Genomic DNA, 26,367 nt, shown 5'->3' with positions numbered 1-26,367 from the left:
GCCTGGCGTCCGGCACTGGCCTCATAAGTCGCTGTTACGAGGCGTCAGTCGCATAGCAGTGGCCGAAATACATTTTGCCCTGCATGCTTTGCACGATGGACGAACAACCGCAGGCGCAAACAAGGATGAACCGGACGCAGCCGCGCCCACAGATGCCGAAGCACAACGCCCGAAATGGACGCCGCTGGATGCGATGGCTGCGCTGGAGCGCAGCCGCGTTGCTGACCGTCATCCTGCTGCTGGATCTGGCCTTCCCACTGCCGCTGCCCAAGTCGCGCGACACCTCCACCTTGGTGGTTGCGCGCGATGGCACGCCGTTGCGCGCGTTCGCCGACCACACCGGTGTGTGGCGCTATCCGGCCACATCGCAGAGCGTGTCGCCGCTGTATCTGCAGGCGCTGTTGAACTATGAAGACCGCTGGTTCTGGCGCCACCCCGGCGTTAATCCGTGGGGGCTGCTGCGTGCAGGCGGGCAATGGATCAGGCAGGGCCGCATCGTGTCCGGCGGCTCCACGTTGACCATGCAGGTGGCGCGCATTCTGGACCCGCATACGCGCACGCCGTGGGGCAAGGCCAAGCAACTGTTGCGCGCGCTGCAGCTGGAAGCGCACCTGAGCAAGCGCGAGATTCTCATGCTGTATCTGGAGCGCGCGCCCTACGGCGGCACCATCGAAGGGGTGGAGGCGGCCAGTTGGGCGTATCTGGGCAAGCCGGCCAAGGACTTGTCGCAGGCCGAGGCCGCGTTGCTGGCGGTGCTGCCGCAATCGCCCAGCCGGCTGCGTCCGGATCGTCATCCCGAAGCCGCGCAGCGTGCACGGGACAAGGTGCTCGATCGCATGGTGGAGCTGGGCGTGTGGTCGCGTGCGCAGGTGGACGATGCGCGCATCGAGCCGGTGGTGACACGCTCGCTCAAACCGCCGTTGCTTGCGGCCTTGCTGGCGCAGCGTCTGCACAGCGCGCAGCCGCGTGCGGCGCGTCTGATCACCACGCTGGATGTGGAATTGCAGCGCACGCTGGAAGAGCGCGTGTCCACGTATTTTTCGCAACTGCCAGAGCGCACGTCCGCGGCGTTGTTGGTGGTGGACAACGCCACGCTGGAAGCGCGCGCCTATGTGGGCTCGGCCAGTTTCGGCGACCGCAGGCGCCTGGGCCATGTCGACATGGTGCAGGCATGGCGTTCGCCCGGCTCCACCCTCAAGCCGTTCCTGTATGGCATGGCGTTGGACGATGGTTTGATCCATTCCGAAAGCCTGCTGGTGGATGCGCCGCAGAGTTTCGGCGATTACCGTCCAGGTAATTTCGATGCGGCATTCAACGGCCCGGTGAGCGCGGCCACAGCGTTGCGTCTGTCGTTGAACGTGCCGGCGGTGGATCTACTCGATCGCATCGGTCCGGCGCGGTTCGCCGCGCGGCTGTCCAATGCCGGCATCGCGCTGCATTTTCCTTCAGGCAGCACGCCATCGCTGGCTTTGATACTGGGCGGAACCGGCGCACAGTTGCAGGAATTGGTGGGTGCGTTCGCCGCGCTCAATCGTGGCGGCATTGCCGGACGTGTGCGCTATACGCCGAATGACGCGCGTATCGATCGCCGCTTGATGTCGCCGGGTGCGGCCTGGATCGTGCGCGAGATTTTGCAAAGCAATCCGCGCCCCGGGTATGGCAGTGGTACCTTCGACACCACCGCGCGCCCGGGCGTGGCATGGAAGACCGGCACCAGTTACGGCTACCGCGATGCATGGGCAATTGGCGGGACGCGGCGTTATACCGTGGGCGTCTGGGTAGGACGGCCGGATGGCACGCCGTTGCCGGGCCAATACGGTGCGGTCACCGCGTTGCCGTTGATGTTCGAAGTCATTGATGCGTTGCCACGCAGCGCCGGCGACAGCGCGCCGTTGCCGATGCCGCCCACGGTGCAGGCAATCAACATCTGCTGGCCGTTGGGCGGCGCTGCCGATCAAACGCCGCCGCCTCTCTGCGCACGCCGTGCCGATGCGTATGCACTCGAGGGCGCAGTGCCGCCCACCTTCGCCGAGCGCGATGCGCGTCTGTGGCAAAGCGGACAAGTGCGCTTCGATATCGATGCCCGCAGTGGTCAGCGGTTGTCGCAGGAATGCAGCCAGCCGCATGCGCGTGTCTCGCGCGCAGTCGCGCGCTGGCCAGCATTGGTGTCGCCCTGGCTCAGTACGTCCGAACGCGCTGCCGCGCAACTACCGCCCTTGGCTGCAGATTGTGTGCCGGACGGGCGCATGACCGGTGGCGGGGTGCTACGCATCGACGGCCTCAGCGACCGCGCCACGCTTGCGCGTGCCAACGACACCGCACGCCCGGTACGATTGCAGTTGCGTGCATTGGGCAGTGAGGCGCGGATCGATTGGTTGCTGGACGGCCGCTGGATCGCGCAGACCAACGGTCGACAAGGATTTCAGCGCGATTTCGAAGAAATCGGGTTGCACACGCTCACCGCAATGGCCAGCGATGGTGCATGGACGCAGGTGCGCTTTCGGGTATTGCGTTGAAACCGAGCTCAAGAGCCGCCAGTGATCGTACGGGTGGCTGTCCGGTATGGCATCGCCGTGTCGCGGCATGTGCCAAGTACAAAGACCATCGCGTCTGGCGCGATGTCCTTTCCAATTGCGCAGACGTTGGTGACATAGATGCCGCCATCGAGCGCCAGGGGCGGAGTCACGGCGTGTGCGGCGAGGGGTGAGGGCATTGCGCCCTTCATGCAGCGAATGTGCTTTAGGCTCGACTTGGCGACGTCGGTCGAGCAATAGGCAATCTTGGAAGCGGTCGATGAACTCAGCAGCGGTCGATCAACTCACTCGTTCGTGCTCGCCGCGTTGCCCGTGTCCGTGCGGGTGACGGAATTTCTTGGTGGCAGGGAAGCCACCAAGAAGCCTGCATGCACCGATGTGCAGCATGTCCTAGGCGCAAGGTGCAGCGCACTACCCACAGGTTGTATCAACTCACTCGCCGATCCAGCCTTCCAGCATGTCGGCAAACTCGTCGGCATGCTCTTCTTCCTGAGCCAGGATGCTTTCGAGAATGCGCTTGGTGGTGGTGTCCTTGTCGCCGATGAAATCGATCATCTCGCGATAGCTGTCGATGGCGATGCGCTCGGCGATCAGGTTTTCCTTGACCATGTCGCGCAGATCGGTGCCTTCCTTGTATTCGGCGTGCGAGCGCTTGGTCAGTGTGTCCGGATTGAGGTCCGGCTCGCCACCCAGCTGCACGATGCGCTCTGCCAGCTTGTGCGCGTGCGCCTGTTCCTGCTGCGCATGTTCGAGGAACTCGCCCTTGACCGCATCGGCAAGCATGCCCTTGGCCATGAAGTAGTGGCGGTAGTAGCGCAGTGTGCACACATACTCAGTTGCGAGCGCGGTGTTGAGCAGTTCGATCACCTTCTCGCGATCGGCATGGTAACTCTCGGTGATGGCGCCGTCTTCGATGCTCTGGCGTGCGCGTGCGCGCAAGGTGGCGGTATCGGTGATACCGGCGGAGGTCTTGCTGGCTGGCTGATCAGACATGGCTGGCCGTTTTCCTTCTGAGTGGACGGGGGTTTGCTCTTTCAATCGGGCAGATGCTGCAGTACGTAGTCGGCCGCAGACACCTTGAACTCGCCGGGTTCTTCGACGAACAAGGCCTTGACCACGCCGTCGTCGGCATACAGCGCATAACGACGCGAACGCAGGCCCATGCCCGAGCCGCTGGCGTCGATTTCCAGGCCCAGGGCGCGCGCCAGTTCGGCGTTGCCGTCGGGCAGCAGGTGCAGGCCGTCGGGGATGAGCTGGCTGCGGCCCCAGGCCTGCATCACGAACGGGTCGTTGACGGCGGTGCACAGCACTTCGATCCCGCGCTTGCGGAATTCGTCGAAGTGTTCCACATAGCCTGGCAGGTGCTTGGCCGAGCAGGTGGGGGTAAAGGCACCCGGCACCGCGAACAACAGCACCTTGCGGCCTGCGAACAAGGTGTGGGTGTCGACTGCTTCGATGCCGTCGCGCATGCGCTTGAGCACCACTTCGGGAATGCTGTCACCAACGGCGATGGTCATGGGGCTGGGCTCTGTGTGGCTGAACGAATTCTAGAAAAGGGCAGGGGAAAAGCGCGTCAACGCGCTTGAAATCCGCACGGCCACGCCTATCTGACGCACATGGCCGGCGCGATGGTGCATGCCGCAGCTGCCGGCCCTTCAACCAACCTTTTGGAGGCTTGCAATGAACAGCGTTCGTTATCCTCAGTGGCCCACGCACGCCCTGCAAAACGAGATCAAGCACGTGTTCGATCGTTTCTTCGAACACAACAGCGATACCGACGAATCGGCCGTGGTCACCGCCCAATGGGTGCCGCGCGTGGACATCAAGGAAGAGCCCAAACACTTCGTGCTCTACGCCGACCTGCCGGGCATCGACCCCAGCCAGATCGAGGTGCAGATGGACAAGGGCATTCTGTCGATCAAGGGCGAGCGCAAGAGCGAATCCAGCACCGAGACCGAGCGTTTCTCACGGATCGAGCGCCGCTACGGCAGCTTCCACCGCCGCTTCGCGCTGCCCGACAGTGCCGATGCCGATGGCATCACTGCCTCGGGCCACAACGGCGTGCTGGAAATCCGCATTCCCAAGCGCCCGGCAGCCACGCCGCGCCGTATCCAGGTCGGCAACGGTCAGGACACCAGCGGCAGCACGGTGCAGTAAGCGCAGCGGATGTAGCGGTGGCGCGCTTAACTGACGCGCGGTCTTTGCTGGGCAGGCCTTTGCTGGGCGCACAGGTCCGCCCAGCGGCCGGAGGAATTCGGCCGGCACGTGTGCCAGTCGGGGCAGGCCGCCACTAGCGCCTGGACCTGGACCTGGAGCGGAGCCATCGGCTTCGCTCCCCGGCGACAGCCGCGCCGTAGAATAGGCGCAGTTGCCCGCCCGGCTGCGAATAGATTGGCCAACACGTCCGTTGCTTCACCGCTTTGCGGGCGCGGCTGGTATGCGAACTCGGCACGTACGCCCGTACGCTGCAGGGCCGCGTGCCTTCCGCGCCGCACACGCGCTGTCCGCCGGAGTGCTGGCTGCTCGAACTGGCTCGTGGCCTAGGCTGCGGGCCGTTTTTTTTCCAGAGGTGATTAGATGGAATTCAAGGATTACTACGCAACGCTCGGCGTGGAGCCCAGTGCAGGCGATGCGGAGATCAAGACCGCCTACCGCCGGCTCGCGCGCAAATATCACCCCGACGTCAGCAAGGAAGCTGGCGCCGAAGAGAAGTTCAAGGCGATCAACGAAGCCTACGAAGCGCTGCGCGACCCGGCCAAGCGCAAGGCTTACGATCAGTTGAAGGCGCAGGGTTTCCGGCCGGGCGACGAGTTCCAGGCCCCGCCCAATTACGGCGGCGGGCAGGGCTTCGATTTCGAAGAGGTGTTCGGCAACGGTGGTGCGGGTGGCGGCTTCAGCGATTTCTTCGAGAGCCTGTTCGCCGGCCAGCGCGGCGGTCGTCCGCGCGGTCCGGGCGCCGGCCCTGGTGCAGGTGCCGGCCCGCAGGTTCGCGGCGACACCCGCGCCAAGCTTGCGGTGCCGCTGGAGGCGGTGCATTCGGGCGACAGCGTCCGCATCACCATCAACGGCAAGCAACTGGACGTGCGCGTGCCCAAGGGCGTGCAGCCTGGCCAGGTGATCCGCCTGAGCGGGCAGGGCAATGGCGGCGGCAACCTGTTGCTGGAGATCGAATACGCAGCGCACCCGCACTTCGAGGTCGACGGGCGCAACATCCTGTACACCTTGCAGGTCATGCCCTGGCAGGCTGCACTGGGGACCACGATCAGCGTGCCGACCCTGGGCGGCTCGGTCGAATTGAAGGTGCCGGCCGACTCCGATGCCGGACGCAAGCTGCGCCTGCGCGGTCGCGGCCTGCCCGGCACTACCCCGGGCGACCAGATTGTGGAACTGGAAATCCTGGCGCCGGCCCCGACCGACGATGCGCAGAAAAAGGCATACCGCAACCTGGCCAAGGCGTTTGGCGAGACGCTGAGCTGATCGGCCCAAGCCAGAAGAGCCCCTCTCCCTGCAGTGCAGGCAGGCACGGCCTGCGCGCCAGTGGCGCGCAGGCCTTCGAGTGCCCGCGCCGCGAGCGCGGGCCGGGGTGCTGGGGGTGAGGGTTCGGTAGGCCACACGGCCGTCAATGTCGACCGACGCCATCGCATCGCAGCCGCACCTTACCCGGCGCTGCGCGCCACCTTTGCCGATGGGAGGAGGGAATCAACGCCGCTGTTCGTTGGCTTCTGTGTTGAATCCAATCGTGCCCTGTCCGACGTAGTACTCCTCCAGTCGTCTCCAAAGAACGACGGTCAATGGCTGATCGCAACCCCTTCACCAAGCACCAAACCTGGCCCAGCTATCGAAAGCGCGGCCGGCGCACTACACTCGCCGCGCATACTAGGGGAAACACATGGCACGTATTTTGATCGTCGACGACTCGCCATCGCAGCTGCTGGGGATTCAGCGCATCGTTGAGAAGCTGGGCCACGAAACCATCACCGCCACCGATGGTGCCGCCGGCGTGGAAGCGGCCAAGGAATCGCTGCCCGATTTGGTGCTGATGGATGTGGTGATGCCCAACCTCAACGGGTTCCAGGCCACGCGCACGCTCAAGCGCGAGCCCACTACCCAGCACATTCCGGTGATCCTGGTCACGACCAAGGATCAGGACACCGATCGCATGTGGGGCATGCGCCAAGGCGCCCGCGCCTACATCACCAAGCCGTTCTCGGAAGATGAGCTGCTGGAAGTGATGGAGCGCGTGTTCAATCAGAAAGAAGAACCGCCGACAGCATAAGTACGTCGGCCAGACGTGATCGAAGTCGGATTTCGGGACAGGTCGATTGGGGCGACGGTCGATGTGGGAGAAGGGCAAGCCCCGCTCCTTCGTGGCGAGAAGGCACGGCCTGCGCGCCAGTGGCGTGCGTGTTCTGAGCGCCCACGCCGCAAGCGCGGGGTAGGCGTTGGGGTGAGCGTACCTGGCGTAGCCACCGCTCTGCCTAAAACCCACAATCGGGTTGAAGACACCGGCTCCAAGTAAGCAATCGTCTCGCGGCGTGCCCGCTTGTCACGCGCATCACCACGCCTCCCGTGAGAACCAGCCAATCAGGCACGCACTCGGCGAGCTGGCTCCATACAGCCAGGACCCGATCAGCGTCCGGGGCGGGGACCAACGACACGCGTGCGCAGCTTCCGGGCGAGCATGGCCTGTACCAGCCCTCGGCGCATGCCGCGGACGCACCCTAATCCGCGGCGCGCAGTCCTAGCTCCAAGAACCGCCGCGTTGTTGTCCGCGCCGCCCGATCCGCCCCGCCGGCTAAACCAACAATGCATCACACCGGGCCTTTCAAAACGGTGGGTCTGCCCCATCTAGTAGAATCGGCGAATCAAACAACATGGCGGCACTGCGGGACTGGCCCGCGCAGCCCCTCGATCATGGAGCGTGCATGGCCTGGAACACACCCGGCAACAAGGGCGGAGACGGCCCGGATCCCAACCGTCGCAGGTCCTGGGGCCCGCGCGGTGGTGGCAATGGTGGCGGTTGGGGCAATCTGCCCGCCCCGTTGAAAGAGCTGTTCGACGGCGGCGTTGGGCGCTGGATCCTTGTCGCGGTAGTGCTGATGGTGCTGTTCTCCAGCTTCCAGCTCATCGGCGAGCAGCAGCGTGGCGTGGTGCTGCGCTTCGGCCAGTTCTCGCGCATCCTGCAGCCCGGCCCCAACTTCAAGTTGCCCTGGCCGATCGAATCGGTGCGCAAGGTCAATGCCACCGAGATCAAGACCTTCAGCAACCAGGTGCCGGTGCTGACGCGCGACGAGAACATCGTCAACGTCTCGCTCAACGTGCAGTACCAGATCAGCGACCCGCGCAAGTACCTGTTCGGCTCGCGTAATGCCGATCTGGTGCTGGAGCAGGCCGCGCAGAGTGCCGTGCGTGAGCAGGTGGGGCGGTCGGACCTCAATACCGTGCTCAACAATCGCGGCCCGCTGGCGATCGCGTCCAAAGACCGTCTGCAGGCGGCCCTGGATGCCTACAACACCGGCTTGGCCGTCACCGGCGTGACCCTGCCGGATGCGCGCCCGCCGGAAGAAGTGAAACCGGCCTTCGACGAGGTCAACGGTGCCCAGCAGGTGCGCGAGCGCCTGATCAACGAAGCCCAGGCGTACGCCGCCAAGGTGGTGCCCGAAGCGCGCGGCCAGGGTGCACGCACCCGCACCGGTGCCGAAGGCTACAAGCAGGCCACCATCTCCAAGGCCGAGGGCGATGCCGATCGCTTCACGCTGTTGCAGGCGCAGTACGCCGGTGCGCCGGAGGTCACCCGCAAGCGTCTGTGGCTGGAGACGGTGCAGAAGGTGTTGTCGGAGAACCGCAAGGTGATCGGCAGCGATGGCCGCCAGGTCATCTATGTGCCGCTGCCGGCCGATGCCGGCAAGGCTGCCAACGCCGGCGGCAACCCGGGTACGGGCGGCATGCCGTCGATGGTGCCGCAGGACGTGCTGTTGAATCCGCCGCAAAGCACCAGCAGCGAGGCCATCCGTAACCCGGAACGCGGCCCGCGCCCGACCGGCCGTGAGGGAACCGAATAATGAAGAATTCGCTAATCATCGGCCTGATCGTCGCCGTGTTGCTGACCCTGATGGGCTCGGTGTTCGTGGTGCGCGAAGATCAGACCGCCATGGTGCTCAACCTGGGTCGCGTCGTGCGTGCCGACCTCAAGCCCGGCCTGCACTTCAAGATTCCGGTGGTGGAATCGGTGCGCGTGTTCGATCGACGTTTCCAGGTGCTGGACACCGCTCCGGCGCGCTACTTCACCGCCGAGCAGAAAGACGTCAGCGTGGATTTCTTCGCCATCGGCTACATCTCCGATGTGCGGGCGTTCTATCGCGCCACCGGTGGTGAGGAGTCGGTCGCCAATTCGCGCCTGGCCCCGATCATCACCGACTCGCTGCGCAACCAGATCAACTCGCGCACCCTGCAGCAGCTGGTCTCCGGCGACCGCAGCGAACTGATCGCCAGCCAGCTCAAGGGCATCAACGGCGCCATCAAGGGCCTGGGCATGCAGATCACCGACCTGCGCATCAAGCAGATCGACCTGCCGACCGACAGCCAGGTGATCACCGACGTCTACGAGCGCATGCGCGCCCAGCGCAAGCAGGAAGCCAGCAAGTTGCGCGCCGAAGGTGAAGAGCAGGCGCTGACCATCCGTGCGCAAGCCGACCGCGAGTCCACCGTGATCGTGGCCGATGCCGAGCGTGACGCGCAGAAGCTGCGCGGCGAAGGCGATGCAGAAGCCGCCCGCATCTACGGCCAGGCAGGTTCCAAGGATCCCGCGTTCTATGCCTTCTACCGCAGCCTGGAGGCCTACCGCGGCTCCATGACCGACGGCAACGGCGTGATCGTGCTCGACAAGAACGACCCGTTCCTGCAGTACCTCAAGAGCGATCGTTGATCGCTCTGCGCTGAATCGACAACGCCCGCGGAATGCGGGCGTTGTCGTATGTGCCTCTCGCTGCCTCGCCCACCGTAGGAGCGCACCCGGGCGCGACGACTTTGCCAGGGATGCCCGTCGCGCCCAGGTGCGCTCCTACGCGGGGCATATGGGGCGGATGGGTCGGGCGCATGGCGCTTCGTGCACTGCGATGCTGATGGTCACGTCTGGAATCCAACTGCCTGGAGCGGCTCTCCCGTCGTGTTGACCAAACTCGGCCCGGTAGGAGCGCACCCGGGCGCGACGGGCCTTACCGGCGGACCCCGCTGATTGCCGTTGATAGTCAGTCGCCATATGGATTCTCCCTAGCGCAGAACGCGGTAACCGCCGATATCCCGCGTGGTCCAAGGCCGCCAGCATCGCGGCATGGCCAACATCGACTCTCCAGGGCATCGCGCGCTGCGCCGCGGCAGGCAGTCTTCGCCTAACAGCGTTTACCTGCTGACCACTACGACATGGCAGCGTCGCGCCGTGTTCGCAGATTTTCTGCTTGCAGCAACCGCCTGCCGGGCATTCACCGCAGCAACGCCTTGCGATGCCAGGCTGCTGGCCTGGGTGTTGATGCCGGATCATGCACATTGGCTGTTGCAGCTGGGGAGCGTCACCGCGTTGGCCGACGCCGTGTCCCGGATGAAAGCGTGCGCAGCGCGTTCGGTGAACGATCAGCGGCAGCATCACGCACCGGTCTGGAGCCGCAGCTACCACGACCACGCGTTGCGCAAAGACGACGACCTGCACGCAGCCGCGCGTTACCTCATCGCCAATCCGCTCCGGGCCGGGCTGGTCACCCACGTCGGTGATTATCCGTTCTGGGACGCGATCTGGCTCTGAGCGTCGAGCCGCGAGCAGGCCTAGTGCATGCCCACCGTTTGCCGCGCGCCGCCGCGTAGGAGCGCACCCGGGCGCGACCGGCTCTACCGGAAATGCCCGTCGCGCCCGGGTGCGCTCCTACGGGGTGGGTTTGTCGGGGTTTGCCTGTCGTGGATCGGGCGATGGTGCTTTGGGCGGTCTGCCGGTTTGGCTAGGTTCGGTACGTTGCCGCGTAGGAGCGCACCTGGGCGCGACCGGCTTTATCGGGAATGCCTGTCGCGCCCAGGTGCGCTCCTACGCGGGGCGCGTGGAGGGCGCTGACACGGCACACTGCAGTTCCCCACGTCCTGGTGTTGCTGATGCATGAATTTCTGTCCGCGTTGTGCCTGATCGCCGTCATCGAAGGCCTGCTGTTGTTTGCCGCGCCCACCGCCTGGAAACGCATGGTCGAGCAACTGTTCAGTCTGCCCACCGCGCAATTGCGTGTGATTGGTGGTGTGACGCTGGTGCTGGGCGCGATTGCACTGTGGATCGTGCGTCACTGAGTGGGTGGTCCATTCCGACCGCAACGGGCAGCGTAGGAGCGCACCAGGGCGCGACTGGCTTTACCGGGAATGCTCGTCGCGCCCTGGTGCGCTCCTACGAGCCATTGGGATTGTCGCGACGGGATCTCCCGGGCTAGGGGCCGGCAGCGCTCGGAGCACCGCGTAACCGACGGCCAGCCGCAATCTGACCCGCGCCCGGTCCGCCGGCCGCCAGGGGTAGTGCACGTCACCGGAAACCCGGATAATGCACAAAAGCCGGACGGGCATGCTCCAACCAGAGCACCCCGTTCGGCTTTTTCCGTGTCCGGGCTGGTCGCCGCTGCAACGCTCCCCGATGGAGCCGCGCGCCAGGTGGCGCCGCCAGCCCCGAACCGGTCCCATCCCGCGGCCCCGATGGCCGCAGCAAAACTCAGGAGTCCACCCGTCATGGGTCAGTCAGTTGTCGTGCTCGGTGCCCAGTGGGGCGATGAAGGCAAAGGCAAGATCGTCGATCTGCTTACCGAAGAGATCGGTGCGGTCGTCCGCTTCCAGGGCGGCCATAACGCCGGCCATACGCTGGTCATCAACGGCAAGAAGACCGTCTTGCATCTGATTCCGTCCGGCATCCTGCGCGAAGACGCGCTGTGCCTGATCGGCAATGGCGTGGTGATCTCCCCGGCCGCGCTGATCAAGGAAATCAGCGAGCTGGAAGGCGCCGGTGTGGAAGTGCGTTCGCGCCTGAAGATTTCCCCGGCTGCCCCACTGATCATGCCGTACCACATCGCCCTGGATCAGGCACGCGAGAAGGCCGCCGGCGGCAAGGCCATCGGCACCACCGGCCGCGGCATCGGCCCGGCGTACGAAGACAAGGTAGCGCGTCGCGGTATCCGCATCGCCGACCTGCATTACCCGCCGCAGCTGGAAGAACTGCTGCGCACCGCGCTGGATTATCACAACTTCGTGCTGACCAAGTACCTGGGCGTGGAAGCGGTGGACTTCCAGAAGACCTTCGACGAAGCGCTTGCCTTCGGCGACTACGTGCAGCCGATGAAGTCGGACGTGGCTGGCATCCTGCACGACCTGCGCAAGCAGGGTAAGCGCGTGCTGTTCGAAGGCGCGCAGGGCGCGTTGCTGGACATCGACCATGGCACCTATCCGTACGTGACCAGCTCCAACACCACCGTGGGCGGCGCGCTGGCCGGCACCGGCGTCGGCGCCGACGCGATCGACTACGTGCTGGGTATCGCCAAGGCCTACGCCACGCGCGTTGGCGGTGGCCCGTTCCCGACCGAGCTGGACGACGCAGTGGGTCAGGGCATCCGCGATCGCGGTGCCGAGTACGGCGCTTCCACCGGCCGCCCGCGTCGTTGCGGCTGGATGGACATCGTCGCGCTCAAGCGTGCGGTGGCCATCAACGGGATTTCCGGCCTGTGCATCACCAAGCTCGACGTGCTCGATGGCATGGAAAAGCTCAAGGTCTGCATCGCCTACGAATACCGCGGCAAGCGCACCGAATACGCCCCGCTGGACGCACAGGGGTGGGAAGAGTGCACCCCGGTGTACCTGGAGTTCCCGGGCTGGACCGAGAACACCCACGGCATCACCGAGTGGGACAAGCTGCCGGTGGCCGCGCGTGCCTACCTGCGCGCGTTGGAAGAACTGGCCGGCTGCCCGATCAGCATCGTCTCCACCGGCCCGGACCGCGACCACACCATGGTGCTGCAGGACCCGTTCGCCTGATCGGCTGATGCGTGATTGAAGCGACAAAAGCCCTGCGAAAGCGGGGCTTTTGTTTGCACGCTGCGGTCGAGCGTTGCTGTTGTAAGCCCTGTCGGTGCGGGGCGTGTTCAGCACGGCCCTGTAGCATGCTTGCGCCAGTGGGGATTGCCTGCCCCGGTCTGATGGATTCACACCCAGTCGTTAGCGTGGCTTCTCTTTGACGTCTGTGTCTTCGCGTCCGCAGGGATGGCGCATGACTTTCGGCCGTGTGTGCTCATCTGCGCCGGCGCCATTCTGCTGGCCGCTAGTTACTCCGTTTACTTCATTACTTCTTTTAGGGATGTCATGCGCCAGATCCTGGTGACCGCTATTGCGCTGGCCTTGGCCAGCACCTCCGCCGCTGCGTCGGCTCACGCTGCTGCCGCCGCACCGGATGCAGTCAGCGCATCCGCCACGCAGGTCACCAGCCAGTTGCCGCGCACGGCCAAGCCCACGCACTACGCTGTGGAGATCACCCCGCATGCCGACAAGATGACCTTCGACGGCAAGGTCGCCATCGACATCGTCGTGCTGCAAGCCACCGACCGCATCGTGTTGCAGGCGGCCAATCTCAGCTTCGCGCGCAGCACGCTGGCGCAGCGCAAGGGCGGCACGCCACAGACCGCCAAGGTCAGTACCGACGATCAGGCGCAGACCGCCACGTTCGCCTTCAACAAGCCGCTGGCGCCGGGCAACTACGTGTTGTCCATCGATTACAGCGGCGTGATCAATACGCAGGCAAACGGTTTATTCGCGCTGGATTACGCCACTCCGCAAGGCCAGCGCCGCGCCTTGTTCACCCAGTTCGAAAACTCCGATGCGCGCCGTTTCATTCCGTCGTGGGACGAGCCCAATTTCAAGGCCACATTCGACCTGGCGGTCACTGCGCCGGCCGCGCAGATGGCGGTGAGCAATATGCCGGTTGCCTCATCCAGCAATGCTGCTGGTGGCATGAAGCGCGTGGTCTTCCAGACCACGCCAAAGATGTCCACGTATCTGTTGTTCATGAGTGTGGGCGATTTCGAGCGGGCGACGCGCAAGGCCGACAACGGCACCGAGATCGGCGTGATCGCACAGAAAGGCAAAGTAGACCAAGCGCAGTTCGCACTGGATTCCGGTCGCGATGTGCTGCACGAATACAACGCCTACTTCGGCATTCCGTATCCGTTGCCGAAGCTGGACAACATCGCAGCGCCCGGGCAAAGCCAATTCTTCAGCGCAATGGAAAACTGGGGGGCGATCTTCACCTTCGAATACTCGCTGCTGCTCGACCCGGCCACCTCCAACATCAACGACAAGCAGAGCGTTTTCACCGTGGCTGCGCATGAGATTGCGCATCAGTGGTTCGGCAACCTGGTGACCATGGCGTGGTGGGACGACCTGTGGCTCAACGAAGGCTTTGCCAACTGGATGGAAGCGCGTACCACGCACAAACTGCATCCGGAATGGGATATCGACAATACCGGCGCGGCGTTCAAGAGCCGCGCGGCGATGCCTCGCGATGCGTATGTCACGACTCACCCGGTGGTGCAGCACGTGGACACCGTGGAGCAGGCCAGCCAGGCATTCGACCAAATCACCTACGACAAGGGCGAAGCGGTGATCGCCATGCTCGAAGACTATGTGGGCGCAGACACCTGGCGCAGTGGCGTGCGCAGTTATATCAAGCAGCATCAATACGGCAACGCCGTCACCGATGCGTTGTGGCAGCAGGTCGATGCGGTGGCACCGGGCAAGCAGTTCACCCAGGTGGCGCACGACTTCACGCTGCAACCGGGTGTGCCGCTGATCAAGGTCAGCGCCAGCTGCACCGCCGGCACCACCACCGTGACGCTGGAACAAGGCGAGTACACCGTCGATCGCCCCGACAAACAGCCGTTGCGCTGGCATGTGCCGGTGGCGGTGCGTGGTGCCGACGGCAAGCAGGTACGTGTGCTGGTGGATGGCAGTGCACAGGTGCAGCTACCTGGCTGCAATGCCCCCATTGTGGTCAATGCCGGGCAGAAGGGTTACTTCCGCACGTTGTATGCGCCGGAGCAGTTCACCGCGCTCAGCAAGCGCTTTGGCACATTGCCGGTGGTGGACCAGTTGGGTGTGTTGATGGACACCGGTGCGCTGGCGCCGGTGGGCTTGCAGCCCGAAGCGGAGTTGCTCGAGCTCACCGCCAAGGTGCCGGTCGGCGGTGCGCCTGATCTGTGGGACGTGGTCTCCAGTACGTATTCCAGTATCGATAGTCTGTTCGACGGCGAGCCCAAGGCCCAAGCCACATGGCGGCGCTTCGCGCGCGCGCGGCTTGCTCCCGAGTTCGCCACGCTGGGCTGGGACGAGCGCAAGGACGATAGTGCCCAGACCAAGCAGCTGCGGACCCACCTGCTCAGCAGCTTGAGCACCCTGGACGATGCGCAGGTGATTGCCGAGGCGCGTCGCCGTTTTGCCGCCTTCCAGACAGACCCGGCCACGTTATCGCCGGAGCTGCGTAGCACCGTGCTCAGCATCGTCGCCCGCCATGCGGACGCGGCTACCTGGGACGCATTGCATGCCATGGCGAAGAAGGAAACCTCGTCGATGCTGCGCGATCAGTCTTACGCGTTGCTGGCCTACGCAAAAGACCCGGCGCTGGCGCAGCGCGCCCTTGCGCTGGCACTCACCGACGAACCCGGTGCCACCACCGGCGCCGGCATGATCGGCGATGTTGCCCGCGAGCACCCAGAGCTGGCGTTCGATTTCGCGCTGGCGCATCGCACCCAGGTGGATACGCTGATCGACTCCACGTCACGTGCACGGTACTACCCGCATCTGGCCGCAGGATCGAGCAAGCTGGAGACCGTCGACAAGATCAAGGCGTACGCCGAAAAGTACCTGGCCCCCACTTCACGCCGCGATGCAGAGACCGCCATCAGTACCATCAAGACGCGGGTGACGCTGCGCGAGCGGCGCGTGCCGCAGATTGCGGCATGGTTGAAAAATCGCAAAGGCTGAGCAGTTGCGCGGAGGTACGAAATGCCCGGTAGTTTCCGGGCGTTTTGTTTGACCCAGTGGCGACCATTGCAGCTGCATCGGATGCCAAGAACAGCAGCGAGGAGCCGGCGGGTGGATGCCTGAAAAGCGTAGCGCACGCGTGCTGGCTGCCGATTCCGGTGTCGAGCGGATTCTGAGCCGTGCTGCGTGGTGCAGCTCTGTGCGCCGCTCCAGGCTCCAGCGGGCAGGCTGACCGGCTGCGGTTGGCTGCGTGCATCAGACCATGCGCGTCGACATATTCTCGCGAACACGATTGTCCATGTCTTGCTGCTGGCTCTGCATCAAGACCTGTTACCGCTCCACGCTAGCCGTTTCCAGTTGCTGCAGCGACTGCTCAACCGGTGTGCGCACCGCCACATCGGTGGGCATGGCAGCACGCAACTGGGCAGGGTTGTTCAATTGGCCCTGCACCACAAACACGGTGCGCCCTGCCGGGTGTTCGGTGGTCTGGTTGCTCAGCACAACATGATCGGTGCGATCCAGATTGTTCTGGCGGGCCAGGGCCATCACGCTGGCGATCAGGCGGTCGCTGTTCTCGTCCGGTGTGCGCCCGGCTTGCGCATCAATGGCACTCACGCCCGCGCGAACCTGCTGCAGCAATGCGTCGTCCCGGTGATCAGGGCCGATATCGGCCAGTTTGGTGGGCGGCTGCGTCCGATCGGGCAGGCCATCCACCGATGCCGTGAACGGGCTGCGGGTGATGGAGCGGTACGGCTCGTCTGCATGAAACTGCGTGGCTTTCTGTTGCCGCTTCAGGCGCATGGCGCGGGTATCGTCAAGTTCGGCGATACGGCCGGGATTGGTCTCTTCGCGCATGGAAGGATGCCCGCCGCCTGCGCTGACGTTCACCCACTTCTGTTCTTTTTCGAAGTACATCGCATAGACGCTGTTGCTGCCGATCACGTTGGGGTCGACGGCTGAGCGGCCTTCCAGCATCTGGATCGCCTCGGTGGTGCCGAGCTTGGCCAGGTACTGGCTACCGGCCACCATGCCCATCTGCGCAAAGGTCTCGTAGCCCGTGTTGCTGATGCGGGTGGTGCCCGCGTACGCGTTGTCGAGCATGTTGGTCCAGATCTGTTCCAGCTTCTGGGGGCCGCTTTTTCCAGGGCCGCCTGCAGGAGCACGCGGGGCGTCCAGCAGTTGGGATCGAGCTCATGGTCCAGGAAGGCTTGATCGTGTGCCCGCATGACATCAGCACCAGGCAAATTCTGCGCCAGGTCCGGATGGTGTTCGCTCATCCAGTATTGCCTGGCTTCAAGATCCTTTTCGAGCAGGGGTTGCCCAAACGCTTCCCACTGTCTCTCGCTCAGGTTTGCGTTGGCAAACTGAGAGCCGTTGTCGTGCTGTGTCCTGGCATGATTCTGTGCGTAACTATTTGCAACCTGACCGGGCAAGCTATCGTTACGCACCACGCCTAGCGCCAGTGCCCCATAGCGATCTGCACCGTCTAGCTGCGAAAGATAATTCCAGTACAGCTCGCGGTTGCCCGCGTCTGCATAACTGGAAAGAATCTTGAGGTCCTGCTCATTCAATCCGCTCATGTCCTGCTTCTTATCGTTGCGCCGATCACCTGACCTTGGTGCGGGCCAGTACGGTCTTTACCGCGTCTTTCATGCGTTTCCAGTCCTTCAAGAAGGCGCGCTTATAGTTCAGGGTGATGGAAAGCTTGTTCTCGATATCAGAGAAGTAGTGGACACAACTTGCGGCAACAGCGCCTTTTTCATGTACTAATTCGGCTGCCTCCAGTCGCACACCGTCTCCACGAAATTTGGTGCTGTCGCACTTGATGAAGGTGATTGAGGCCGCCGCTTGAGTCGCGGGCGACATACCAGTCATCTTCGTAGGCTGGGTTGCGAATCGGCGGTTTCCCGTAGCGGTCTTCGTACTCTTTCGAATACGCCAGCATTTTCGTTTCGTCGATTGCGTAGGGCGTTATGCCCAACGTGTCTTGCTGGGCAAGGCGGAGATCGAGGCGCTGCCTCGGATCTCGACGTTGCACTGAATTGGCCTCGGTAATCGCATCATTGGAAGAATGACGCTCTAAGGATGTCTCGATAGGAGCCCGGTCGATGTAATTGATTCGAACTGGGATCTCCTTCCGGAAATCATTCGTACGCGGATTGGCCCGTGCTCCAGGTGGAGTCGGGGTCATGTCCGGCCACTCGATGACAAGCGTCACGCCTTCGCCCGGTCACGGTGCGATCTGGCTGTCCAGGTAGTTGGCGGGGATGCGGAAGGTGTTTTACGTCGACCGGCGCATCCGAGTAGGTGTGGCCGTTGATGGTGCGGCCTGTGGTAACGGTGTCCGACATGGGGGAAGTCCGTTTTTGTTCGGGTGATGGCGTCCGTGCACAGGCACTGCCGGTCAAGGTGACGGCGACGGCGAGTGCAAGAGCCAGGCACCGGCCGGATGACATCATGTGCATTGGTCAATCCATTGCAGGGTTCGCCGGGACTAGAGGCAAATCAAATCAGCATCAACGCGACAGCCAAGGCCCAGCCAGCGATTGCATAGGCAATGCGCCGCATGACATGGGAATGCGACCACTCGGCCCGTAGGAGAATGCGCGTGGACCACGATGCTGGCAGTGCAACGGCGGCTCGTCAGGTGATTGACGGAGGGCGTTGCCGCCATCCGTCGCGCGACGTATCCAGCTGCAGTGCCATCAAGGCAGACGCCGCCGCTTCATGCTCCAAACGCACCATCGATCGTATGCATCGCCCCGGTGACAAAGCCCGCTTCCGGGCCCGCCAGCCAGGCCACCATGCCGGCCACTTCGTCGGCGCGACCGTGGCGTTTGATCGCCATGAAGCTGTGCATCAGGTCTTTCATCGGCCCGTTTTCCGGGTTGGCGTCGGTATCGATCGGGCCCGGTTGCACCACGTTGATGGTGATGCCACGCGGCCCGAAGTCGCGGGCCAGCCCGCGCGCCAGCCCTTGCAGCGCGGATTTGCTCAGCGCGTAGGACGCCATGCCGGGCAGCGGCATGCGGTCGCCGTTGACCGAGCCAATCACGATGATCCGCCCGCCGGGCGGCATCTGCCGCGCGGCCTCCACGGCGGCGTGGTAGGGCGCGTGCAAGTTGATGCGGAACAGCCGGTCCACCGCGTCCGGATCCTGGTCCAGGGCGTCGCCGAACAAGGCGATGCCGGAGTTGACCACCAGCACATCCAGCGGCCCGCTGCGGCGCACCGTGGCGATGACCGCATCGCGGTCGGCGCTGTCGGCCAGCACCGCGGTGCTGCCGGTGTCACCGGCCAGGCGCTGCGCCGCCTCGGCAGAACCGGCATAGGTAAACATCACCCGCGCGCCCTCGGCCACGAAGCGCCGCACGATGGCGGCCCCAATCCCCCGGCTGCCACCGAGTACCAACACCGACTTGTCTTTGAACGCTGACATGCACCACCTCGCAATTAATGTAGCGAGTAATACATAATAGATTTCGTCTGCCGTCAAGGATTTTGTAACAATGGCTACAGAAGCCTCCCGGGCCCGCGGCCGACCACGGGCGTTCGACCCGGATCAAGCGGTCGCCACCGCGCAGCAGCTGTTTCATGCGCGCGGCTACGACGCACTGAGCGTGGCCGACCTCACCCAGGCGCTGGGCATCAACCCGCCCAGTTTCTACGCCGCCTTCGGCAGCAAGGCCGGCCTGTATGCGCGCATCCTCGACCGCTACGCGCAGACCGGGGCCATCCCGTTGCCCCAGATCCTGGACACCGCCCGCCCGCTGGCCGACGCCCTGGCCGACGTACTGGAGCAGGCCGCCCGCTGCTACGCCGCAGACCCTGCCGCCACCGGCTGCCTGGTGCTGGAAGGCACGCGCAGCAACGACGCGCAGGCGCGCGAGGCGGCCTGCGGCTTTCATGTCGCCGCCCAGGAGTTGATCCGCTCCCACATCGCCAAGCAGTGCCCGCACGACGCAGACCGGCTGGCGGACTTCGTCAGCACCACCATGGCCGGGCTATCCGCCAGCGCCCGGCATGGGCAGAGCCTGGAGCGTTTGTTGGCGAGTGCGCGGTTGGCGGGGGAGGCGCTTCGGGTGGCGCTGCGGGGATAGGCCGAGTGCTTGGTTGCGGGGGCAGGGGCGTTCTACTGTGGACTCACCTGCGTGCAAGCATGCCCACTGACTTGGTAGTCAGCGCCGGTGGAGCAGTCGCTGGCAAGGTTGCAAGAGTTCGACGTGCACACCTTGGTGCAGAGGCAAAGCCAGGCGCAGGAGAGATCGCTGCCGCAGGAGGGGGTGAAGCCGCTGAGCATTGGGTGAGCCGTGTCTGGCTTCCGCCGTTGAGCGGTAGATCCTCGTTTGGGTCAGAGCGCCCAGCAAAGACCGCTCGCAAAACAGCTCGTTCGCCGGATATTCCATATTCCGGAATATGGAATATGGAATATGGCGGGCCAGGCCTGGACCTATGCATCCCTTGGAGAAGCGCTGGGCATGCGCCCTTCTCAGGTGCATCGCAGCGTCAAGCGCGCGGTGGCATCCGGCTTGGCGCTGGAAAAAAGCCGCGGCGCGTTGGAGACGGTACGCACGGCGCTGCATGAGTTTGCGGTCCACGGCGTGCGCTATGCCTTTCCCGCCGTGATCGGGCCGCCAAAGCGTGGCATTCCTACGGCATTTGGCGTGCCCGCACTGTCCACTGCGATTGCCAGCGCCCCAGGGGAGGTACCGGTGTGGCCAAGCGCGCAGGGCACAGCCAGACGTGCCCTGTTAGCTGGAAAACGCAGCGCCCTTCGGCGCTACTGTAGGAGCTGGCGGCAAAGCTCTAAGCGATGGCTGTCAGTCAGTCTCCACCGCTGCAGCGCGCTTTCCCATTGTCGCCTCGATCAGCGCCAAGAGGTTCTGCTGGCGCTGATCGCAGAAGCTGTCGAAGTCATCGGCACGCAGGGCATCTACCGGGATGCGATGGCTGGCCAGTAGTGCATCCATGCCAACGTTGTCCAGCTGGACCTGCTTGTGGGCCTGCAGGGCGGCCAGATAGCTGGAGGGGGGCGATCCGCCAATCATGCGGTTGGCCTTGTAGGAGATCGGCGTCTTGTTGATGATCGAGTCGTAGCGCCGACGCGGGATGTCCTGCTTTTCGCACCAATCGCGCGGGAAGATGTGGTGGATGTCCAGCGCCACCTCGTCGGCTTCCAGGTCGCGGATGCGCGATTTCCAGAACAAGTCCTGTGCGCCTTCGCGCAGCACCAGCACGTTGATGCCCTTGTAGGCGGCGCTCAGGCGTGAGGTCAGCGAGGCGAGGCGGTCGATCTGGAAGGTGGCATCGGCAATCGTGCGTGGCGGTTGGCCATCGTGCTCGATCCAGCTCAGCAGCTCATCGACATCATTTGCAATACGGGTCTCCACCGCGCCGCCGTAGAGTTCGCCCAGCACGCCGCACCAGAACCACTGCGCCAGCTTCTGGTGGATGCGCGGCTCGCGCCAGTGCTCGTCGGCGCCGATCAGTGCCAACACCGCCGCCAACGGCGCCAGCTGGGTGCGGTAAGGCAGGTCGCGTGGCGCAGTGAAGCATTCCTGGCGCAGGAACTTGGCCGCACGCAGGAAGCCTTGTTCAACGGGGTCAGCCCAGCGCTTGTAGGCATCCAGCGGTAATTCCAGCACCGATGCGCGCTTGGCGCTGACCGGGGCCACTTGCTTGCCGGTCTTGCCGGCCTCGATATCGGCACGGCGCTTTTCCAGCGTGTGCAGCATGGTCACCGCCTGCAGAAAGTCGGTGTTCTCCACCCCGCGCAGGATGGGTTCCTTGGCCAGCCGCTTGTAGCGCGAGGACACCTTACGCAGCTCGCTGCCGTACCAGTCGTCGCGCATGTTGTAGCCATCGGCCGCGTAGCTGGCGGTCACCAGCTCGAACACCGATAGCGGGACGCCGCCGGTATTGACCTTCTCGAACACCAGGCACACTGCCTCCTTGCTGGTCTCCTTCTTCAGCACGATCAGCGGGATCTGGTACTCGTTGTATGCATCGAGCACCTTTTCTTTGAACTCAAAGAACTGCGCCTGCGTAGCGGCGTTGAACTTGAACAGGTCCTGCAGCCAGCCCATCGCCTCCAGGATCTCCGAGCATGGGAAGTACAGCTGTTTGCATTCCAGCGCGCGCGTGGACAGGTCCAGATCCAGCCTGCGGCCGAAATCGCTGCGCTGCTGGCGGCTGCCGTCGGTGGCGATGATGGCCTCGTCCAGCCGGTCAGGGCCGGCAAGGGCGGTGGGGATGTGGATGTAGTAGTGGCGGTCGACCGGCTTGCCTTTGTCGGTCGTGGTCTTGACCGGGCCGGACAGCTTGAGCACCTGGGTCAGCGTCGTCAGACGCTGCTGACCATCGAGGATCAGCTTCTCCGGCGCGGCCAGTCCTTGCAGCGGCACGTTCTCCACCGGGCGGACCTGGAAGCGCACCTCGCCGCCGGTCTCCAGCAGCATCACCGCGCCTACCGGGAACGAGCGCCCCAGGCTGACCAGCAGACTACGCACATGTTCGTCATCCCAGACCCAGCCGCGCTGGAAATCCGGTAGCTGGATCTTGCCTTGGACGACGTCCTTAAGCAGGTCCTTCAATGGCAGTTTGGTGCTGTCGAATGTGGTCATGGGTTCGCTTCCTTGTGATGGATGGGATGGATCAGATCAGCTTGTCGCCGCCTTGCGGCCGCGTTTGGGTTTGGGTGCGGCGGCGCGCTGCGCGCGGATGCGCTGCAGCAGCACGCTGGCCGGTTCGTCGCTGGGGTCCTGCGGCACCAGTTCGCCGCGGAAGGCCTTGGCGAGCAGGCTCTGGGTCAACGCGTTGATGCGCTGCTGGGCAGTAGCGACCTTGGCTTCCAACTGTTCGGCGTAGGCAAAGAGTTGTTCGACGCGGCGGACGATTTCGGTTTGCTCTTCAATCATGGGCAACACCACTGGAGCACTCACCACCGTCTGTTGATTGATCTTCGGCATGTTACCCGCCGTGCCAGTCGCGTTGTCTCGAAAGTATTTGCGCACTGATTTCGAGTTGAGAACAAGTTGAAGAAATGCAGGGGCGACACTGGGCTTGGCCCTGCACTTCATCATCAAATCTGGATAAATGAAATTTCCAGTTTGCCCATCAAAAAGGGCTGATACACCGACGTATTCCAGTGTATTGGCTCTCTGGATCAGGATGTCCCCTGGCTCAAGCCAAAGGTGTGAGCCGGAAGGAATGGTTTCGGCAATAAATTTTGAAAACTCAGGCCTAAATTTGCCCGATGTTGTGGCTGATAGGCTCAGAGAGCGTGTTTTTGTCTCGTAGTCGACCGGCTTGGGCGAGTATCCGTTTCTTGGCTTCTCTTTGATAAGTTCGCCAATTACCGTTTTAACCCATTCAGTAGTCGAGTTCAGAGTCCGCCAATCGCTGGTCAGACTTCCACGAGTCGCGCTCTCAACGATAGAAGAGCGGAAACGCTTGAGGAGGGCGGGGATGGCGTCGATGCGGGCCTTGAGGGTGTCGACCTGGGCCAGCAGCGCATCCAGCTTCTGCGCGATGCGCTTTTGCTCTGCGAGCGGCGGGAGATATATCTCGGCCTCGCGGATTTGCTTTAAGACAACCCTCTTGATTGCGGTTCCGGTCATCTTGCCGGTGAACATTCTCAAGGTGTCCGGGCTATTAAGCCAGTGCTTGAGGAAATAAGGGTTGATCGCAGACCTGTTGCACTTCAATAGCGCGACGCTCGAGAGCAGTGAGAACTCTTCTTTCAGAGTATTTATCGCAGCAATGCCGGTGGTAGCGCCGTCCTTGATGTAAAGAACATCCTCAAACTCCACGGGGCATCGGGCATAGATCTCCTTGTGAACTTCGCTCGAAACATAAGTGAGCTCTATTGATGTGTCGAGCCCGTATTTTTTTATGTTTTTTGCTGTTATGTATGGGTGCTCCCCAGAAATTGAATTTACTGGGGAGTGATGTGTCCCATCCGTGATTAGAGTGCACACGTCTTGAAGTGTGCAGTTTGCCCACTTCGGAAAGTGTTGAGTGGGGGTGCTCACTGCTTTTCCCCTTCACTCACTTCCAGCCCCATCACTTCGGCCAGCAGTCGCTTCTGTTCCAGCGCCTCGTCACCGGCGCCCAGCGCCTCCATCAGCGCGTCGAGTTCGCGCAGGGCTTCGCTGAGTTCGGCCATCGCTTCGGCGGCCAGCACTTCGGGCGCGGGTAGGCTGTTGGCGTCGACGCTGTCGGCATCCTTGAGCCAGCTGATATCCAGCGAATCGCCACGCTCGGCGATCTGCGCGCGGGTGAAGCAACGGAAACGACCGTCTTCGCCTTCATCGGTGCGCGGGCTGGCGCCGTTGGGGTCGCTGCCGTAGGCCTCCTCGAACGGTTTGAGGTGCGTCGGCCCGAACGGGGTGCGTTTGCCGAAGCTGGGCATGTTGCTGCGCAGGTCGTAGACCCACGTCGCCTGCGTGCAGCCGGTGTCCTGGCGCGGGTTGGCGGCGGTGCCTTTCTGGAAGAACAGCACATTGGTCTTGACGCCCTGCGCGTAGAAGATGCCGGTGGGCAGGCGCAGCAGGGTGTGCAGGGTGCACTTGTCCATCAGGTCGCGGCGGATGTCGGTACCGACGCCGGCCTCGAACAGCACGTTGTCCGGCAGCACCACGGCGGCGCGGCCACCGGGCTTCAAGCCACGGTAGATGTGCTGCAAGAAGGCGAGCTGCTTGTTGCTGGTCTTGTAGGTGAGGTCGTCACGGGTGGGGCCGCCGCCGCCCTTGGCGGTGCCGAACGGCGGGTTGGACAGGATGATGTCCACCTTGGGCAAGGCGGCGCCGGCATTGCCGAGGCTGTTGCCGAGCTGGACCACGCCGGCGCCTTCGCCGGACATGCCGTGCAGCAGGCAGTTCATCAGCGCCAGGCGGCGGGTGCCGGGCACCAGCTCCATGCCGGTGTAGGCCTTGTGCTGCTGGAAGCGGCGGGCCTTGTCGTCGAGCGTGTACAGAGCGTTGGTGTTGGCCTTGATGTAGGCATCGGCGGCGATCAGAAAGCCGGCGGTCCCGGCGGCCGGATCCTGCAGGGTTTCGCCGGGCTGCGGCTGCAGGCAGCGGATGATGGCGTCGATCAGCGGGCGTGGGGTGAAGTACTGGCCAGCCCCGGACTTGGTCTCGTTGGCGTTCTTCTGCAGCAGGCCTTCGTAAAGGTCGCCCAGGCCGTCCTCGCGCGCGCTGAACCAGTCCAGCCCGTCGAGCGCGGTGACCAGGGTTTCCAGATGGCGCGGTTCCTTGAGGCGGGTCTGCGCATCGGCGTAGATGGCGGCGATCATCGGATCACTGCTCTGGCCCAGGTTCAGCAGCATCTGCCGGTAGTGATTGAGCAGGTTGCGACCAGACTTGCTTTTCAGATCCGGCCAGCGGCTGCCTTCAGGCAGCTTGTGCTCGAAGTTGGGATTGTTCTGCACCTGCTCGTATTCCATCTTGACGAACAGCAGCAGCACCAGCTCGGTGACGTAATCGCTGTAGTTGATGCCGTCGTCGCGCAGGACGTCGCAGAGGTTCCAGAGTTTCTGGACGATGTCGTTATGGGTCATGGGGTGCTGCCTTGTTCTGAAGTGGTGCGGGCCGGCAGCGCGATGCTGGAGGCCGGCGTGTTGATGGCGTAACGGGTGCTGCGGCCACTGCCGGGCAGGCGGCGCAGGCAGCCTTTTTCCAGCAGGTCGGCCAGATGGCGGGTGGCGGTGGCCTTGGAGACCTTGGCCACGGCCTGGTATTGCGAGGCGCTGATGCCGTGTTCGAAGCCGCGCTCGCCGCCATCGAGCAGGCGGTTGAGCACCTTGACCTGTTCGGTCGACAGCGGCTGTGCGTGATGCTGCTGCCAGAAGCGTGCTTTGGCCACTACCCGATCGATACGGTGCAGTGCCTGCACCAGGCTGTCATGCAGGGTGGTCAGGAACCAGTGCAGCCAGTGGGTGATGTCGAGCAGGCCTTTCTGGGTGGTTTCCAGGCTGCGGTAATAGCCGCTGCGGTCGGCGAGGATGCTGGCCGACAGTGCATGGAGACGGATCGCCTGCGGTTGCGCCTGGGCCAGGGCGAGATCGGTGAGTGCGCGGGTGAGGCGGCCATTGCCGTCGTCGAACGGGTGCAGAGTGACGAACCACAGATGGGCGATGCCGGCACGCAACAGCGGGTCTAGCGTGGCGTCGGTGCGCGAGCTGGCGAACCAGTCGAGGAAGGCGGCGAGCTGGGCGTCCAGGCCGTCGCGCGGCGGGGCTTCGAAGTGGACGGTGGGGCGGTCGAGGCGGCCGGAGACGACCTGCATCGGTTCATCGCCACGCAGCGCGCCGATGCGGATGCGCGTGGGCAGCAGGCTGTCCTGTTCGGCAAAGAGCCAGCGGTGCCATTGCAGCAGTCGGGGCAGGTCCAGCGGGGCGTCGACGTGGCCGGTGGCGTCTAGCATCAGCTCGGCCAGCCCCTCGCTGCGGCCAGTGGTGCGCCGCGGGCTGTCTTCGGCCAGGCCCAGATGGCGGGCCAGCGAGGAGCGTACCGAGCCGACATCCAGCCGCTCGCCCTCGATGGCCGAGGAGGTGACGATGTTGGAGAGCAGGGTGTCCAGCGCTTCGGCGGTCTGTTGGTCGCCGGCGACCGCGCCGGCCATGCCGAGCAGCTGGCCGTGGGCGTGCTGGCAGTCCCGCAGCAGTGCCGCCAGGGCATCGGCCTGCCAGTGGAAGCGAGGCCAGTCAGGCTGCTGCCAGATCCAGCGGGGGCGGAGTTCGGTTGTCTGGTTGGGCATCGATGAGCCGATTGGCTGGGTTAATTGGCTCTTTGGA

At 63.9% G+C, this 26,367-nt stretch carries 18 protein-coding genes and 3 pseudogenes; 12 read left to right on the top strand and 9 right to left on the bottom strand.

Annotated features, from left to right (window positions below; all coding sequences use genetic code 11):
* The first annotated feature begins 125 nt into the window (after positions 1–125).
* A complete protein-coding gene (gene pbpC / locus M0D43_RS05435) occupies positions 126–2,516 on the top strand; it encodes a penicillin-binding protein 1C (protein ID WP_252163844.1) in 2,391 nt (796 codons plus the stop codon).
* A gap of 450 nt (positions 2,517–2,966) precedes the next feature.
* Here pbpC and M0D43_RS05430 read toward each other — a convergent pair whose 3' ends face one another.
* A complete protein-coding gene (locus M0D43_RS05430) occupies positions 2,967–3,527 on the bottom strand; it encodes a ferritin-like domain-containing protein (RefSeq protein WP_046963150.1) in 561 nt (186 codons plus the stop codon).
* A gap of 41 nt (positions 3,528–3,568) precedes the next feature.
* Positions 3,569–4,051 (bottom strand): peroxiredoxin, encoded by a 483-nt coding sequence (locus M0D43_RS05425; protein WP_252163843.1) that lies wholly within the window; start codon positions 4,049–4,051, stop codon positions 3,569–3,571.
* Positions 4,052–4,214: 163 nt separating this feature from the next.
* Here M0D43_RS05425 and M0D43_RS05420 point away from each other — a divergent pair, with 163 nt between their 5' ends.
* The 9 genes from M0D43_RS05420 to M0D43_RS05380 all read left to right on the top strand — a co-directional run bounded on the left by M0D43_RS05420 (position 4,215) and on the right by M0D43_RS05380 (position 15,569).
* Positions 4,215–4,691, top strand: a complete 477-nt coding sequence (locus M0D43_RS05420; protein WP_252163842.1) for an Hsp20/alpha crystallin family protein — start codon at positions 4,215–4,217, stop codon at positions 4,689–4,691.
* A gap of 420 nt (positions 4,692–5,111) precedes the next feature.
* Positions 5,112–6,011 (top strand): DnaJ C-terminal domain-containing protein, encoded by a 900-nt coding sequence (locus M0D43_RS05415; protein ID WP_101363543.1) that lies wholly within the window; start codon positions 5,112–5,114, stop codon positions 6,009–6,011.
* A 412-nt stretch (positions 6,012–6,423) separates the two neighbouring features.
* Positions 6,424–6,810 carry a twitching motility response regulator PilH gene (gene pilH / locus M0D43_RS05410; protein WP_252163841.1) on the top strand — a complete coding sequence of 129 codons (387 nt, stop codon included), beginning with the start codon at positions 6,424–6,426 and terminating at the stop codon, positions 6,808–6,810.
* 649 nt (positions 6,811–7,459) lie between these two features.
* Entirely contained in the window at positions 7,460–8,596 is a 1,137-nt protein-coding gene (gene hflK, locus M0D43_RS05405) for an FtsH protease activity modulator HflK (RefSeq protein ID WP_252163840.1), read from the top strand.
* Positions 8,596–9,459, top strand: a complete 864-nt coding sequence (gene hflC, locus M0D43_RS05400) for a protease modulator HflC (protein WP_252163839.1) — start codon at positions 8,596–8,598, stop codon at positions 9,457–9,459. Before hflK ends, hflC begins: the two co-directional genes overlap by 1 nt.
* A 405-nt stretch (positions 9,460–9,864) precedes the next feature.
* Positions 9,865–10,329, top strand: a complete 465-nt coding sequence (locus tag M0D43_RS05395; RefSeq protein WP_102581857.1) for an REP-associated tyrosine transposase — start codon at positions 9,865–9,867, stop codon at positions 10,327–10,329.
* Positions 10,330–10,667: 338 nt separating this feature from the next.
* Positions 10,668–10,853, top strand: coding sequence for a DUF2065 domain-containing protein (locus M0D43_RS05390; protein ID WP_039524090.1), 186 nt, complete (start codon positions 10,668–10,670; stop codon positions 10,851–10,853).
* Positions 10,854–11,279: 426 nt separating this feature from the next.
* A complete protein-coding gene (locus tag M0D43_RS05385; RefSeq protein ID WP_101363538.1) occupies positions 11,280–12,572 on the top strand; it encodes an adenylosuccinate synthase in 1,293 nt (430 codons plus the stop codon).
* A 324-nt stretch (positions 12,573–12,896) separates the two neighbouring features.
* Positions 12,897–15,569, top strand: a complete 2,673-nt coding sequence (locus M0D43_RS05380; protein WP_252163838.1) for a M1 family metallopeptidase — start codon at positions 12,897–12,899, stop codon at positions 15,567–15,569.
* 255 nt (positions 15,570–15,824) lie between these two features.
* On the opposite strand, the pseudogene M0D43_RS05375 reads toward M0D43_RS05380, so the two are convergent.
* From M0D43_RS05375 to bdcA, 3 genes and pseudogenes are all read right to left on the bottom strand, one after another.
* Positions 15,825–17,149, bottom strand: a pseudogene (locus M0D43_RS05375) (Smlt3024 family type IV secretion system effector).
* A 25-nt stretch (positions 17,150–17,174) separates the two neighbouring features.
* Positions 17,175–17,920 (bottom strand): annotated as a pseudogene (locus M0D43_RS05370) (hypothetical protein).
* Positions 17,921–18,294: 374 nt separating this feature from the next.
* A complete protein-coding gene (bdcA, locus tag M0D43_RS05365) occupies positions 18,295–19,008 on the bottom strand; it encodes an SDR family oxidoreductase (protein WP_252163837.1) in 714 nt (237 codons plus the stop codon).
* Between the two features lie 70 nt (positions 19,009–19,078).
* On the opposite strand from bdcA, the gene M0D43_RS05360 reads away from it, so the two are divergent.
* On the top strand, positions 19,079–19,669 hold the full coding sequence (locus tag M0D43_RS05360) for a TetR/AcrR family transcriptional regulator (protein ID WP_252163836.1): 591 nt from the start codon (positions 19,079–19,081) through the stop codon (positions 19,667–19,669).
* Between the two features lie 330 nt (positions 19,670–19,999).
* Positions 20,000–20,311 (top strand): annotated as a pseudogene (locus M0D43_RS22145) (MarR family transcriptional regulator); the annotation flags it as partial.
* A gap of 78 nt (positions 20,312–20,389) precedes the next feature.
* Here the strand turns inward: M0D43_RS22145 and M0D43_RS22140 are convergent.
* From M0D43_RS22140 to M0D43_RS05335, 4 genes are read right to left on the bottom strand one after another with little or no spacing between them, the layout of a single operon-like run.
* A complete protein-coding gene (locus tag M0D43_RS22140) occupies positions 20,390–22,192 on the bottom strand; it encodes a GmrSD restriction endonuclease domain-containing protein (RefSeq protein ID WP_425510644.1) in 1,803 nt (600 codons plus the stop codon).
* A gap of 36 nt (positions 22,193–22,228) precedes the next feature.
* Positions 22,229–23,602, bottom strand: a complete 1,374-nt coding sequence (locus M0D43_RS05345) for a restriction endonuclease subunit S (protein ID WP_252163833.1) — start codon at positions 23,600–23,602, stop codon at positions 22,229–22,231.
* Positions 23,599–25,131: a class I SAM-dependent DNA methyltransferase gene (locus M0D43_RS05340; protein ID WP_252163832.1), complete on the bottom strand. Its 1,533-nt coding sequence runs from the start codon at positions 25,129–25,131 to the stop codon at positions 23,599–23,601. The genes M0D43_RS05345 and M0D43_RS05340 overlap by 4 nt, the downstream gene beginning before the upstream one ends.
* Positions 25,128–26,330, bottom strand: coding sequence for a Fic family protein (locus M0D43_RS05335; protein ID WP_252163831.1), 1,203 nt, complete (start codon positions 26,328–26,330; stop codon positions 25,128–25,130). Before M0D43_RS05335 ends, M0D43_RS05340 begins: the two co-directional genes overlap by 4 nt.
* Positions 26,331–26,367 lie beyond the last annotated feature (37 nt).

The sequence above is a fragment of the Xanthomonas prunicola genome, from assembly GCF_025266575.1.
Lineage (GTDB): Bacteria > Pseudomonadota > Gammaproteobacteria > Xanthomonadales > Xanthomonadaceae > Xanthomonas > Xanthomonas prunicola.
Note: the sequence above shows the minus strand (reverse complement) of the source record. Positions and strands in the feature narration are given on the sequence as shown.

What these genes read in the sequence shown, in the direction of transcription:
- pbpC (WP_252163844.1), top strand. Translation starts at nt 126, where the DNA reads ATGAACCGGACGCAGCCGCGCCCACAGATGCCGAAGCACAACGCCCGA.
- M0D43_RS05430 (WP_046963150.1), bottom strand. Translation starts at nt 3,527, where the DNA reads ATGTCTGATCAGCCAGCCAGCAAGACCTCCGCCGGTATCACCGATACC.
- M0D43_RS05425 (WP_252163843.1), bottom strand. Translation starts at nt 4,051, where the DNA reads ATGACCATCGCCGTTGGTGACAGCATTCCCGAAGTGGTGCTCAAGCGC.
- M0D43_RS05420 (WP_252163842.1), top strand. Translation starts at nt 4,215, where the DNA reads ATGAACAGCGTTCGTTATCCTCAGTGGCCCACGCACGCCCTGCAAAAC.
- M0D43_RS05415 (WP_101363543.1), top strand. Translation starts at nt 5,112, where the DNA reads ATGGAATTCAAGGATTACTACGCAACGCTCGGCGTGGAGCCCAGTGCA.
- pilH (WP_252163841.1), top strand. Translation starts at nt 6,424, where the DNA reads ATGGCACGTATTTTGATCGTCGACGACTCGCCATCGCAGCTGCTGGGG.
- hflK (WP_252163840.1), top strand. Translation starts at nt 7,460, where the DNA reads ATGGCCTGGAACACACCCGGCAACAAGGGCGGAGACGGCCCGGATCCC.
- hflC (WP_252163839.1), top strand. Translation starts at nt 8,596, where the DNA reads ATGAAGAATTCGCTAATCATCGGCCTGATCGTCGCCGTGTTGCTGACC.
- M0D43_RS05395 (WP_102581857.1), top strand. Translation starts at nt 9,865, where the DNA reads ATGGCCAACATCGACTCTCCAGGGCATCGCGCGCTGCGCCGCGGCAGG.
- M0D43_RS05390 (WP_039524090.1), top strand. Translation starts at nt 10,668, where the DNA reads ATGCATGAATTTCTGTCCGCGTTGTGCCTGATCGCCGTCATCGAAGGC.
- M0D43_RS05385 (WP_101363538.1), top strand. Translation starts at nt 11,280, where the DNA reads ATGGGTCAGTCAGTTGTCGTGCTCGGTGCCCAGTGGGGCGATGAAGGC.
- M0D43_RS05380 (WP_252163838.1), top strand. Translation starts at nt 12,897, where the DNA reads ATGCGCCAGATCCTGGTGACCGCTATTGCGCTGGCCTTGGCCAGCACC.
- bdcA (WP_252163837.1), bottom strand. Translation starts at nt 19,008, where the DNA reads ATGTCAGCGTTCAAAGACAAGTCGGTGTTGGTACTCGGTGGCAGCCGG.
- M0D43_RS05360 (WP_252163836.1), top strand. Translation starts at nt 19,079, where the DNA reads ATGGCTACAGAAGCCTCCCGGGCCCGCGGCCGACCACGGGCGTTCGAC.
- M0D43_RS22140 (WP_425510644.1), bottom strand. Translation starts at nt 22,192, where the DNA reads ATGACCACATTCGACAGCACCAAACTGCCATTGAAGGACCTGCTTAAG.
- M0D43_RS05340 (WP_252163832.1), bottom strand. Translation starts at nt 25,131, where the DNA reads ATGACCCATAACGACATCGTCCAGAAACTCTGGAACCTCTGCGACGTC.
- M0D43_RS05335 (WP_252163831.1), bottom strand. Translation starts at nt 26,330, where the DNA reads ATGCCCAACCAGACAACCGAACTCCGCCCCCGCTGGATCTGGCAGCAG.